We start from the raw sequence: 11,760 nt of genomic DNA, 5'->3' as shown, positions 1-11,760 counted from the left end.
CAGCATGTGAGATCGCCACTGGAAATCAACGAACATCATTCCGCTCAAATCTCATTATTCTAATTTGATGTAAATAAAAAAAGCCTGCATAAATACAGGCTTTACGATTGAATTCGTCTCTTTATTATTTAGCAGGAACGAAATCAGCGGCGGCTGCACGGTGCGCTGTATAAATAGCTTCACCGTCACTTTCTGCATCAAAAATAACCGTTACATCAGGCGAGAATAAAATTACATCACCAACTTCAGCAACGTATTTATTCCCTTCGATGTCACGAACAACAATCTTCCCTTTCGTGATCACTTTATATTCTACAGAGTCATAAACATATTCAAATTCAACCCCTGGAGACATTGTGAAATGACCCATCGTTAGTGAGTTAGTATTATTCGTGACTGCAACTTCAGCCATATCGCTTTTTAAGCCCGATACATTTAATAATTGGCTAAGGTCGTTTAATTTAAGGCTACCTGATTTAATAAGAGTAATGCCTGGTTTCTCAGTTAATGTCGTCATTAAATAATTCTCGTTATATTTGTTTAATGTCCACCTTCAACACAACACATCGTTATATCAATTAAAACCACGGTGGGTATACCTCGCTGGTATGCCATTGATTCTAGCTACATTCTGAGACGTAACAAGCCAGTATAAACGTAAAACATTATTACAAAACAAACAGTAATTGCAATTTAAACTCTCAATACTAATACACAAAAAATCATAGTCTTAGCGGTGACTTATGGTCAAATTAAACAACAAAAAACCTCGTAAAGGTAAAGTTTAATAAAAAAAGCGGAGTAGATCACTCTACTCCGCTTTGAATTTTAAAGCATTTCTTTACTATTATTTATATCGAATCATTGGCGAAAACATAAGCCTACTTTTTTCGCATCTAGCTTTGATTCTTGTATATAACTGGATCCTACACAGGCAGTATAATGACTAAATACCATTCTAATTATATCTTTAGATGTTCCTTTTTCAGCCTGTTTTTTCGCTTTATCAAAAGCAATAGACATACAACGTTTTTTATAAGGCTCGATATTTACTTCACAGTGGTCGGTCGAGGAAAATTCCATACAACGACGAAATTTCGTTCCTCCACACAGCGTTTTATTCATGGTAAGGACTACCTTTAGTAGCTCTTTACGCGATTCCAACTCTCGTTTTTTCTCAGCCGCAAGCTCATCAAGATTCGCGACTTCAAATGAGCGTTTCGCAAGAACAGAACCAGCATACAAAATTTCTAGCGTCCAACGGCCTGACACCAACTCCGATTTATCACCGAAATACCACATCGCCAAATTATTATTATGCTTAAACATAGTATCCGTCCAACTAGACACCGTAGAACGTTTACCCGTTTTAGGATCGATAATTTCAGGGTGTGTCATACGCACTGTGATAGGGAATTTCACTCGCATTTTTGAGTGTGGATCTGCTGCTTTATCATTATCTTGTATTGGCGGTTCTACGGCGTAACGGATACCAATATATTGCCCAACCGACGGAGTCACTAACTGAGAGGCAAACATGTCATATTTATCATCATTTTTAGAAATCAGACCTCCCTCAATAATACTCACTCGTGGTGATTCTATATTTGATATCCCTTTCCCGACTAACGTACCAGTTTGATTTTTAGCGTAAGGGGTTCCTTCAACAGACAGTAATTCAAGCTCATTCGTACTTGGCAATATTATGTCAGTCAGCGGATTATTAAACGCAATCACTTCTTTTAATTTCGTTAATTGAGATACATCAATACGAGTTAATTGATTATTATTCACCTCAACAGCAACTAACGCCTCACTCGAACCAAAATCAATCTCACTCAGTTGATTGTAATCCGCTTTTATTTTAATTAACTGCGATTGTTGACTGAGATCTAACGTTTTCAATTGATTATTACGCACATTAATGAAATTAAGATGTTGATTTGAAGAGAGATCAAGCGACGATAGTTGATTACCCTCAATGACCAATCGTTCTAAATTAACAACAGCAGACGTATCAATCGTTTCAATTTGATTATTCGACAATAAAATCACTTTCAAAGCAGGCATGAATTGAATTTCATCGACGGAATGAATCCCCATACGATTACAATTTAATGCTTTGATTTTCTCTAATACTGGTTGGTTCTGTTTCTCAACACAAAGAGAAAACTGAGGATCATTAAAGTCAACATCACTTATTAATACTGGCTGACTCGCATAGCTAAACGTATTCAAAAAACCAAGACTAAGAAAGCCCAATGTTAACGTCGACATCTTCATTTTTAATGATCCTTATTGTCACTTTATTATAGTTTAACTTACTAATATAAAATGTTTAAAAACAAGCGTCTAGGTTAGACCCATCATATTGTAAAATTCAGTTAAATTGCCTAAGCATTCAGTAAAAGTGAACTAGATTTATTAAAAACCAATCAGATAAAACGAAAAACACTCGGTAATCAAAGACGACCGAGTGTAATAAATAATATTGATTCTAGAGTATTACTGATTATGACGAGAACATACGTTAACAACGACGTCTTTTACACCAACACTTGTCGTGTATTTGCGATGTAATGATGGATCTGACGTTCGGTTTTCGAGTCAATCATCTCTTTAGGTCGGCAGCTATTTGGACACGGCATGTTTGGTGTTGTACCAAAAAGCCGGCATATTAACGGTCTTTCTTCGTATACAGTACACCCCTTAGGCCCCAAATGAACGCAATCAAATTCATTTAATGCCGCCTCATGCTCTGCATCACTTTTCACTGGCAAACGCGACATTTCTTCCGAAGACGTCGTCACAGGCCCACAGCAATCGTGACATCCTGGCGTACATTCAAACGTTGGAATGCGCTCACGCAAACTCGCGATTATTTCTCGGTTATTGTTCATACATACCTAACTTTTGTTCAATCCACCTTTATTATAACGCCATACCTAATTCACTGGAAGTTGAGGAGGATATTTAAATTAACAGTATGTAACTCTACCACGCCCCACAAAACTGTCGCTCACAAGGCGTTCCATCATCATCTCCATCAATCTTAACGTTTGGACAATAACGAAGATAGAACTTCGCTTCATCGCATGAATTCATTTGAGTACAACGGGTTTTTCCTTCACACCTAAAACCCGTGTTTTGACGTACTCTTATTGGCGCTTCCGATTCATCATAAGAAGGCGGTGAATAAAATGGAGTGACTTCCCAAGTAATAAAAAAGAGATAAAGAAAAAATAGAGTGAAGATAAAAAATAAGGTAATCACTTTGCTTAGCCTTACTGCTGTCGCATTAGTGACCTTCAAGGGTTTAACGTTTATCAACGAAATGGTGTTGGCTACTTTTTTACCATCCTCATAACCAATTAAAAAGACAACTTCATCACCTACCCTTGGCCTGCGGTATCCTTTTTTAAACTGTGAAATATGAGCAAATACTTCATTATCATTATCGGGATCATTCCCCCGAATAAAACCAAACCCTTTATTATCAATCCAACGAACAACTTGACCTTCCATACCACTACCTTCCCCAACAACGTATATATTCCATAACCCTTTAATAGGCAATAAAACCGAAATATTATCACTTCAAACAATAAAGAATCAGGGGAAGTATGATTTCACCGTCACCGATATTAATTTCTGCTGAAAATTACGCAAAGACGGAGCGATGGATAAATAAAAAAGTGAGATATAGGCTAAAGATACTACCCAAAGTAATAACCAACCAATTAAATTGCTTGGAATAAATGTCAAACATACCGAACGAAACACATTCAGTTAATGTGTTTCTATTCGATACGTATTTAAGTGTTGTTATTTTGTCGTTTTAACACCAGCATGACCGAGTAACCTGAAGTTCCAATTCTCTACTTCATTTGTCTCAATGCGCGCTATTACTTTCATCATCCAACTGTCTGACAGCTTGCTTTGTTGTTTTAACTTAAGCAGACCCTCATTGTTAAGCGGATCACCAAAAAATACGTCACAGACTTCACGTAATGTCATTGCATTAGGAACTCGTTCAATCAATTCCAAAGGTTCATCTGCGCTAACCATTCCCGGTTGAATGACACGATATAACCAACCACAACGACTTATCTCTTGCATATCAACAGAGAAATTCTCGACTTCCCAACGTTTATTCAATTTAAAACACGGAGAACGAGGTTGGCTAACTTCTATAATGGCGTCGCCCCATTGGTAGCGATCTCCCAAGCAAACCGTCTCTTCAGTCATTCCTTCTGAGCTCAAGTTCTCACCCATTCCAGGAGCCCCCCAATGAATATCACCCCCATATTTTTCTTTCCAGTAAACATAATGCTCTAAAGGATATTGATGCAAGGCACGCTCTACTCCACCGTGGTGGTGAGAATCTGCGCATTGATCACCGTCTAATCCTTCAAGAAAAAGATATAAGCTCTTCTCAATTGGAGATTTATTTATTGCGGTATCAAAGCCATAACGATGTTCCACTTTTCCACGGTAAATTCTATTAAGATAGTTCTTTTTCATTTCACTAGCCTCACTTGCTTACTGGATATTGTTCGACGTAATCGTATAGCACGCTTACAATCGAAACCAATGGTACTTCAAACCTGAAAGGCTAAATATATAATATCGAGTTAATTCATTTGTTATGTTTGTGCTAAAAGTAAAGAGAAAACCAATAAATACCAGAGAGATATTGTCTCTTTTATAAAATAGAAGAAAATGATATGGTGCAAAAAACGCATTCAACAAGGAGATGGTTATGTCTAAATTTGCACTAATTACGGGAGCAAGTCGAGGTATAGGAAAAGCGATTTCTCACTACTTTGCTCAGCAAGGTTATTCACTTATTTTAGTCTCATTAAATAAAGACAACCTCAATGCCACAAAATTAGAGTTAGAAGCCCACTACCCGTCGAGTTGTATCGAAACCATCAGCGTCGATTTTAATAACCCCGCAGACGTTGAATCTGCCATCTCTTCAATCATTGCTGAGCATAGCTCTATCGATGTAATGGTAAACAGCGCAGGTGTTCTCATGGCAGGACACACGAACTTAACGCTAAAGCAGCTTTCTGAATTAATAAACGTAAATATACTTTCTACGATTACGGCCTGTAATTTGGTTATCGAAAAAATGAAACAACAAGGCTATGGTGAGATTTATAATATTGGATCAACCGCAGGTTTAGAACCCGTACCAAAGATCGCCGCGTATTCTGCCACAAAAGCCGCTATTGTGAGTTATAGCCAATCGCTTTATCACGAACTTCTTCCCTTTAATATAAAGGTATGTTGTTTATGCCCAAGCGTTGTCGATACTGACATGACCAACGATGGCCGTATTATGAACAACCTAAAAATCGAAACTCAAGATTTAACTAAAGCCATCGATTTTATACGCAACTTGTCGCCAAGTGCCAGTATGTCGACACTCTCTATACGTTGTAAAACCATTGATTTAGAAAAGTAATTATTTCAATTTGGTAGAGAACATCAGATAGAATAGACAATGAAAATAATCACCGTTAACTGATTGTTATTCAATTAACTTACGCTTCATTCTCATCGCATACCGTTACCACTAATTCGTCATTGTCGTTAGTGGTCACTTGAATTCGAATCGGTCGACAACAAACGCTGCAATCATCAATATACTCTTGATCAAGATCTTCTTGATCAACCAGAATCACAATGGATTCATTACAGTAAGGGCAAAGTATTGTTTCTTCGTGTAAAAACTCCATAGCGCCTCTTTAAATCATCATCGTATCTTCTACTAAGTTTAGAGGACAATTCAAAATAATCGAATCAATGAATTTGTCGATATGATATAAAACGATCATCAATATCTTTAAAACAAAAACGCTCGCCCCTAAGGTACCGAGCGTAATAAATAGCAGTGATTGATGTGGGTATTTTACAAGCCGCCAGCTAAATCTAAGTAATTCCCTGTAGAAAATGACGATTTCTCTGAGGCTAACCAATAAATGGCTTCGGCAACTTCTTCTGGTTCCCCCCCTCTTTGTAGCGGAATCACACTCTTCAACCTTGCTATTCGCTCTGGCTCTCCGCCATCGGCATGCATATCGGTATGAATTAACCCCGGGCGAACACAATTAACTCGAATGCCTTCTGCTGCAACTTCCAAAGACAACCCTTTCGTTAAAGTATCAATCGCACCTTTTGACGCGGCATAATCGATATACTCATTGGGAGAGCCCGACCGTGCGGCACCAGAAGACACATTAACAATCACACCCCCTAAACCACCATGTCGAGTAGACATACGCTTGACCGCTTCTCTACAACATAAAAAATAGCTCGTGACATTATTTGTAAGTATGGCGTTGATCCGATCAGCTGTCATGTCTTCTAAGCGTGATTGCGTTTTCAAAATACCGGCATTATTAACAAGAACAGATAGCGTACCTAATTCACTATCAACCGTAGAAAATAGTCGAGTGACCTCTTCTTCGCAAGACACATCCGCTTGAACCGTAATGCACTTCCCGCCTTCTGCGATTATTGTTTTAGCTAATTTATTCGCGGCGACTGCGTTCGATTTATAGTTGATACACACCGCATAGCCTTCTCTTGAAAAAAGTAGTGAGGTTGCTGCACCAATGCCTCGACCACCACCGGTAATAACCGCCACTTTTGGAGTACTCATCAATCTGTCCTTATATTCTGAATGTACGTAATGTTAGCGAGAACATTATCTATTAACTGACAACGTATAACGAACAACGCCATTGTCTTCCATATTAAATGCCCAAACACTTTGGCCGGAATAATATTCAAAGCGATTTTTTTTGATGTCCACAAGAGTAAGCTGCGATATAAAAGCATCGCGATCTTGTTTATCGATAACAAAGCGACCAACCGATGTATTAAGGTCAAGATCATTACTTACCTCAATTTTTCTCGTTGATTCAGGCAAAATCTTGGGTAGCCAACCCCGAGTGAAAAGCTTATTTTCCAACGCATCTTGGTAGGTCGGATAATAATTATCCATAACATCACTGCACCCTACAATGAGAAAGGCAATAAGCCATACAAACTTTTTCAATACTATTTCTCCAATGACAACTGACCTGTATATTACGCACTTACACCTATTCAAACATGCCTAACATTGACACTAAAAAAACAGAAGTACTCGGTAAGTTAACACGACCGAGGGTTGTAAATTATGTTGATGTATTTATGGTTAAATTTCGTTTTAAACCATTAATTTTAAAGCGATGTATGGCACTAGATTAAAGATTAGAATTCCAATTTTATAGTTAGCCAAATATTTAAAATACAATGAAGGAAGTTCTGATGAAGAGATGCCAAGTATTTTACTGTGGACGTTAATAATAAAATCGTTAAATAAAGTAAGAAATAACACAGCAAAAACTAAAAACCCCATATTTATTACGGAGCACCAACCAAAAAATACGGTGATGTCATTAATGTTAGTCATAAATTAATTATCCTTATGTTTAACCCTACATAACAGACTTACTACTATACCTAAGATTGACGATTTAAAACGAGAAATACTCGGCAAACTGAGAATGCCAAGTATAGTAAATAATTTTATGCTTTATACAAAAAATCCGAACAGCATTATTATTCAATTCGGATCATTGGTAATAATAAATCATCAGGTAACGATTCATCTACCTTGATTTTCATCCTCTTTGATTTGTGCATTTCTCCATAACTCATTGGAACAATATCCATATTTATAGGTTGGAAGAATAAGCAAAACTAAAAACATCATAAAACCAATAGCAATTAACCAATTTGATATAAAATGAGTATCAACAAAACTCATGCTGTAAAAAGTAAGCATCAACAAAGGAAATGTCATACATACCTGAAAAATAAATAGTACTTTCCATACCCCACGCTCCCAAATCGCTTTTTGATATGCATAACCATAGGAAGCAGCCAGTACCCCAATCATAAAAGAGGGTAAGGCACTGAAGTCGTCGCCATTTTTAATTGAATATACCATTGAAAATACGACAAAAAACAACTCAATCCAAAACCATAATTTCCACATAATGAAGCCCCCAGCTAGAACGAAAACAGACACCAATACAATGCATTTATTATTGTAAAAATTGATTTTAATTTATTGCATTAAAACGAGAAAAGCTCGGTAAACAAATAACGAGCTTTCTTGATGCCACTACTGCATTTTCAGCACAACTCAATAATTGTATTAATTAAACAGTGAATGAAGTTTATAGCCAACGAGTAATGAAATGTCTTTTTGATCCACATCAGAATGTAAATCGACAGTAGTGTAACGAACACCAATAAACCAATCCGTCATATTAAGATCCACCCCTGCACCGTATTTGAAGCCGTACGAGGAGTCATCCATTGATGGTTCTGTCTTTAACATTGAATAGCCGATTAACCCATAGGCATCAAGATCGATAGCATCAGACAACTCAAATCTCTTCCCTAAAGGAATATTTGCTGAAAATGCATACTTCTCTTTAAAGCCAGTTGAATCTTTAAGCGATGAATTTTTAATTATTTTCCCTTCAACTTCGCCACCAACGAAAAAAGAGTTCGCATAGATGTTTCTAGCGCCAAAATACCCATCAAACGCATCACCAGTTTTATCTGATATTTCATGTGAGGAATAACCTGCCGCAACATATACATCTTGATATGGCGTATTTGTTTCTTCTGCAAATGTTGAAAATGAACATACGGTTACAAGCAATGGGAGTATTTTATACACTGTTTTATTCCATACAAAAATTGAAGCCGCAGTGTACTTATCGACCAAAAACGAAGATATAGCATATCCAGACGGGTTCTCGTAAGAATATGCTAAATTAATACTTCACTTATCGTAAGGTATGTATTCAAACAAGGCGATACCCCAACGGATTAAGGCCGTAATTATCCACGGTTTATTATTGAGTTCTTTTAAGTGGGCGTATCATGCAAAGGTCATGAAAATATTGCTGCATTTAGTTATACTGCTGATAACCAAGAATTTTTTAATTTAAAGATTTGATTATCAAAGTCAATGCTTACATTGATGCCTATAGCTTCAAGAAGTAATGATACGTTCCTAATTCTCTAACATAGCCTAGAGATTCATAAAGCTTCTGAGCGTTTATATTATCTTCTGCTGTCTCTAACGATAACCCTTTCACGTTATCCACTAAAGCCAACTCTTTTGCTGCATTCATTAACTGTTTTGCTACGCCATTATTCCTAAACTCAGGTGCAACATACAAATCATTTAATACCCATACTCTAGCCGCTGATACTGATGAGAAGCCGTGATAAAGTTGAGTAAAACCCATGCCTTCACCACTCTCATTTAATGCTAAAAATATGACTGACTCTTCATTTTTAACTCTTTGAGATAAGAAATCAAAAGCTAATTCTGAGTTACTCTTTTGTCCATAAAACACACGATATGCATCAAACAGCGGGCTAACAACTCCTAGCTCACCAAGTTTTACTTTTACCACTTCCATATAAAGAACTCCATTTTTAATGAGAAAGAGCCATACGGAATGAAAAATACCATCCACTGAAAATCGCTCTTAAATTGTTTGCTAGCCGACATCTACTCGATAAAGCGCATTGACTGGCTTTTCTACAAAATACGACCATACATGCTTAAACACTGCGTGTTGATTTGGAAATGGGGCCAACTCTAGTGCTTCTTCTAAACTACACCACTTATATTCTGTATGCTCTTCATTTAGAACCACCTCTTGCTCTGGTGGGCACATTACAACGAAAACAGGGATAAGCTGAATGACATTAACGCTAGCTTCATAAAATTGTTCTAGAAACTGAGCATTGAATAGGTTTGACACTTCAATTTGAGTCTCTTCCTTGAACTCACGAACGATGGCATCAATGCCGGTTTCCTCTTCTTCAATTGAGCCTGCGACATGACACCAAAAGCCACCTTTTACTCTTTTCATGAGTAGAATTTTTTCTTCGCCATCAATTTTAGATAATGCCACGCCTGACACAATTGATGTATTTAATGGGATCATAATTACCCTCTTGAATTATTGTTATGTGGTTCTTGGGGCGAACATTATGATTGCCATTCCTAGTATCGCGACTGAAGCACCTACAATATCCCATAAGCTAGGACGAATGCCATCTACGACCCACAACCATAAAATTGCGACAAAAATATAGACACCACCGTAAGCGGCATAAACCCTACCAGCAGCTGTCGGATGTAAAGACAATAACCATACAAATAGAGCAAGACAGAAAGCTGCAGGCACTAATAACCAGATAGATTTATCTTCTTTTAACCAAAGGTAAGGCAAGTAGCAGCCCAATATTTCTGCAATAGCGGTTACAAAGAAAAGCCCTACTGTTTTGATTTCTAGCATTTAAACTCCTATTTTTTCTGCAACCGAACAACGCCTTCATAACACGTTTGCTACCATGTAGATTAAGCCTAAATCTACCATTTAATACGGTAAATTCAAAGAACCCTAGAACGCCGAAGAAGCCAGCTCTATAGATGAGATGTTTTCTGATCTCACTGAAGGCAAAGTGACAAATGTATAACCTAGAATACTCAACGCAATTTAAAAAGGATGTTAAGAAGATAACTAAAATACCGAGTGTTACGAATCTGTCTTAAACGCTTGTTAGTTTGCTGATGCCCACCTCTCTTCAAGGGTAAACCTATCATTATCAAAGTCGATTCTCCCTTGAATGCCTAATGGCGTAACGAGCATAGGATGAGTATGGCAGCTATCGAAACCATAAAAGATTGGGATGTCCTTGCCATTCAACACCTCAAGAAGTACATCAAGTGGTGTTCGGTCTGTCCCCTTGTCATCAAATAGCTCATGCTTACCCAATATAATAGCCCCTACTTTGTCAAAAACACCGCAAGCAAGTAAATGAGAAAAAGAGCACTCTACCGTTTCAATACCTTTTAATGAATCTTCAATAAATAAAATATCACCTTGCTGGATCGTTGGCATATACGGGCTTCCCCATATACCAGCTATTGTATTTAAGTTACCACCTACAATGCGACCTTGAACAATCCCCCTACCGATAAACTCCCATTCATTTGAGTAGGTAGGCTTGCTTGTGTCTTGCGTATCCCAGTTAATACGAACATCTGTCCATTCTTTTGGCATAACATAAGAATACATACTCGAAGTTGACGACAGTATCTCGATGAATGAATCAAACGTATCATCAACTAGCGGTGGAAACTCTCCAAAGGAAGCAACTAAAGCAGGGCCATAAAATGTAATTAACCCTGTCTGGGCATAAATCCCCATTAGTAATGCGGTCACATCTGAGTAGCCTATAATTATTTTAGGGTCATTACGTAGGGCTTCATAATCAATATATGGCAATAGTGCATTGCTATTATTTCCACCAATCGTAGACATAATACAACGAACACTTGGGTCACGAATAAGTTCATTTAACTCATTCGCACGCTCTTGAATCGACCCTGAACGATAAGAATCTGTTTTTCCAGTTAAAGAGCCAGCAACAAGTTCAAAACCTTTTGATTTTAGGTAAGCTTTGGCTCGTTCAAATCGAATTTCTGCAAACACCGTTGCAGGTGATGACGGTGAGAAAAAACCGATTTTGTCACCACCAATTAAAGCCTTTGGATATAACACTTAATTTAATCCTCCATAATTGGATTAAGTAAACTAACGAGGTTGTAGGATTCCTCCCTCACCCATTCTCAACCAAGATCCTATCCACATTTCA

The 11,760-nt window shown here is 37.5% G+C and carries 16 protein-coding genes and 1 pseudogene; 1 reads left to right on the top strand and 16 read right to left on the bottom strand.

The window, feature by feature from the left end; translation table 11 throughout:
- Positions 1–124: 124 nt before the first annotated feature.
- The 5 genes from A6E04_RS05405 to A6E04_RS05390 all read right to left on the bottom strand — a co-directional run bounded on the left by A6E04_RS05405 (position 125) and on the right by A6E04_RS05390 (position 4,524).
- A complete protein-coding gene (locus A6E04_RS05405) occupies positions 125–517 on the bottom strand; it encodes a cupin domain-containing protein (RefSeq protein ID WP_065610368.1) in 393 nt (130 codons plus the stop codon).
- Between the two features lie 344 nt (positions 518–861).
- Entirely contained in the window at positions 862–2,283 is a 1,422-nt protein-coding gene (locus A6E04_RS05400) for a DUF3859 domain-containing protein (RefSeq protein WP_065610366.1), read from the bottom strand.
- 263 nt (positions 2,284–2,546) lie between these two features.
- The gene (locus tag A6E04_RS20910; RefSeq protein ID WP_012550147.1) at positions 2,547–2,900 is read right to left on the bottom strand and encodes a YkgJ family cysteine cluster protein; all 354 of its coding nucleotides are present in this window, start codon (positions 2,898–2,900) and stop codon (positions 2,547–2,549) included.
- 94 nt (positions 2,901–2,994) lie between these two features.
- Positions 2,995–3,525: a cold shock domain-containing protein gene (locus tag A6E04_RS05395; protein ID WP_012550146.1), complete on the bottom strand. Its 531-nt coding sequence runs from the start codon at positions 3,523–3,525 to the stop codon at positions 2,995–2,997.
- A gap of 300 nt (positions 3,526–3,825) precedes the next feature.
- Positions 3,826–4,524: an MOSC domain-containing protein gene (locus tag A6E04_RS05390; protein ID WP_065610364.1), complete on the bottom strand. Its 699-nt coding sequence runs from the start codon at positions 4,522–4,524 to the stop codon at positions 3,826–3,828.
- Positions 4,525–4,762: 238 nt separating this feature from the next.
- Here A6E04_RS05390 and A6E04_RS05385 point away from each other — a divergent pair, with 238 nt between their 5' ends.
- Positions 4,763–5,473 (top strand): SDR family NAD(P)-dependent oxidoreductase, encoded by a 711-nt coding sequence (locus tag A6E04_RS05385; protein ID WP_175365413.1) that lies wholly within the window; start codon positions 4,763–4,765, stop codon positions 5,471–5,473.
- A 79-nt stretch (positions 5,474–5,552) separates the two neighbouring features.
- On the opposite strand, the gene A6E04_RS05380 is transcribed toward A6E04_RS05385, so the two are convergent.
- The 11 genes and pseudogenes from A6E04_RS05380 to A6E04_RS05335 form a co-directional block, all read right to left on the bottom strand.
- On the bottom strand, positions 5,553–5,747 hold the full coding sequence (locus tag A6E04_RS05380) for a CPXCG motif-containing cysteine-rich protein (RefSeq protein ID WP_065610360.1): 195 nt from the start codon (positions 5,745–5,747) through the stop codon (positions 5,553–5,555).
- A gap of 173 nt (positions 5,748–5,920) precedes the next feature.
- On the bottom strand, positions 5,921–6,673 hold the full coding sequence (locus tag A6E04_RS05375) for an SDR family oxidoreductase (protein ID WP_012550142.1): 753 nt from the start codon (positions 6,671–6,673) through the stop codon (positions 5,921–5,923).
- A gap of 45 nt (positions 6,674–6,718) precedes the next feature.
- Positions 6,719–7,072, bottom strand: coding sequence for a YbbD-related protein (locus A6E04_RS05370; RefSeq protein ID WP_023603289.1), 354 nt, complete (start codon positions 7,070–7,072; stop codon positions 6,719–6,721).
- A 153-nt stretch (positions 7,073–7,225) separates the two neighbouring features.
- On the bottom strand, positions 7,226–7,471 hold the full coding sequence (locus tag A6E04_RS21605) for a DUF6868 family protein (RefSeq protein WP_023603290.1): 246 nt from the start codon (positions 7,469–7,471) through the stop codon (positions 7,226–7,228).
- 195 nt (positions 7,472–7,666) lie between these two features.
- Positions 7,667–8,059, bottom strand: a complete 393-nt coding sequence (locus tag A6E04_RS05360; RefSeq protein ID WP_017022277.1) for a hypothetical protein — start codon at positions 8,057–8,059, stop codon at positions 7,667–7,669.
- 162 nt (positions 8,060–8,221) lie between these two features.
- Positions 8,222–8,755 carry an outer membrane beta-barrel protein gene (locus A6E04_RS05355; protein WP_241802896.1) on the bottom strand — a complete coding sequence of 178 codons (534 nt, stop codon included), beginning with the start codon at positions 8,753–8,755 and terminating at the stop codon, positions 8,222–8,224.
- A 120-nt stretch (positions 8,756–8,875) separates the two neighbouring features.
- A pseudogene (locus A6E04_RS21115) lies at positions 8,876–8,974 on the bottom strand (DMT family protein); the annotation flags it as partial.
- Between the two features lie 91 nt (positions 8,975–9,065).
- Positions 9,066–9,509, bottom strand: coding sequence for a GNAT family N-acetyltransferase (locus tag A6E04_RS05350; protein WP_065610357.1), 444 nt, complete (start codon positions 9,507–9,509; stop codon positions 9,066–9,068).
- Positions 9,510–9,590: 81 nt separating this feature from the next.
- Complete coding sequence (locus A6E04_RS05345; protein ID WP_023603293.1) at positions 9,591–10,043, bottom strand: NUDIX hydrolase; 453 nt, start codon at positions 10,041–10,043, stop codon at positions 9,591–9,593.
- Positions 10,044–10,064: 21 nt separating this feature from the next.
- Positions 10,065–10,397: a YnfA family protein gene (locus A6E04_RS05340; RefSeq protein WP_065610355.1), complete on the bottom strand. Its 333-nt coding sequence runs from the start codon at positions 10,395–10,397 to the stop codon at positions 10,065–10,067.
- 264 nt (positions 10,398–10,661) lie between these two features.
- Positions 10,662–11,666 (bottom strand): S66 family peptidase, encoded by a 1,005-nt coding sequence (locus A6E04_RS05335; protein WP_065610353.1) that lies wholly within the window; start codon positions 11,664–11,666, stop codon positions 10,662–10,664.
- Between the last annotated feature and the right edge of the window lie 94 nt (positions 11,667–11,760).

Source organism: Aliivibrio logei (assembly GCF_001691055.1).
Classification (GTDB): Bacteria; Pseudomonadota; Gammaproteobacteria; order Enterobacterales; family Vibrionaceae; genus Aliivibrio; species Aliivibrio salmonicida.
This window is presented reverse-complemented; position numbering and strand designations above follow the sequence as displayed.

Bases quoted from the DNA above. Each gene is read 5' to 3' on its own strand.
- A6E04_RS05405 (WP_065610368.1), bottom strand. From the start codon at position 517: ATGACGACATTAACTGAGAAACCAGGCATTACTCTTATTAAATCAGGT.
- A6E04_RS05400 (WP_065610366.1), bottom strand. From the start codon at position 2,283: ATGAAGATGTCGACGTTAACATTGGGCTTTCTTAGTCTTGGTTTTTTG.
- A6E04_RS20910 (WP_012550147.1), bottom strand. From the start codon at position 2,900: ATGAACAATAACCGAGAAATAATCGCGAGTTTGCGTGAGCGCATTCCA.
- A6E04_RS05395 (WP_012550146.1), bottom strand. From the start codon at position 3,525: ATGGAAGGTCAAGTTGTTCGTTGGATTGATAATAAAGGGTTTGGTTTT.
- A6E04_RS05390 (WP_065610364.1), bottom strand. From the start codon at position 4,524: ATGAAAAAGAACTATCTTAATAGAATTTACCGTGGAAAAGTGGAACAT.
- A6E04_RS05385 (WP_175365413.1), top strand. From the start codon at position 4,763: ATGTCTAAATTTGCACTAATTACGGGAGCAAGTCGAGGTATAGGAAAA.
- A6E04_RS05380 (WP_065610360.1), bottom strand. From the start codon at position 5,747: ATGGAGTTTTTACACGAAGAAACAATACTTTGCCCTTACTGTAATGAA.
- A6E04_RS05375 (WP_012550142.1), bottom strand. From the start codon at position 6,673: ATGAGTACTCCAAAAGTGGCGGTTATTACCGGTGGTGGTCGAGGCATT.
- A6E04_RS21605 (WP_023603290.1), bottom strand. From the start codon at position 7,471: ATGACTAACATTAATGACATCACCGTATTTTTTGGTTGGTGCTCCGTA.
- A6E04_RS05360 (WP_017022277.1), bottom strand. From the start codon at position 8,059: ATGTGGAAATTATGGTTTTGGATTGAGTTGTTTTTTGTCGTATTTTCA.
- A6E04_RS05350 (WP_065610357.1), bottom strand. From the start codon at position 9,509: ATGGAAGTGGTAAAAGTAAAACTTGGTGAGCTAGGAGTTGTTAGCCCG.
- A6E04_RS05345 (WP_023603293.1), bottom strand. From the start codon at position 10,043: ATGATCCCATTAAATACATCAATTGTGTCAGGCGTGGCATTATCTAAA.
- A6E04_RS05340 (WP_065610355.1), bottom strand. From the start codon at position 10,397: ATGCTAGAAATCAAAACAGTAGGGCTTTTCTTTGTAACCGCTATTGCA.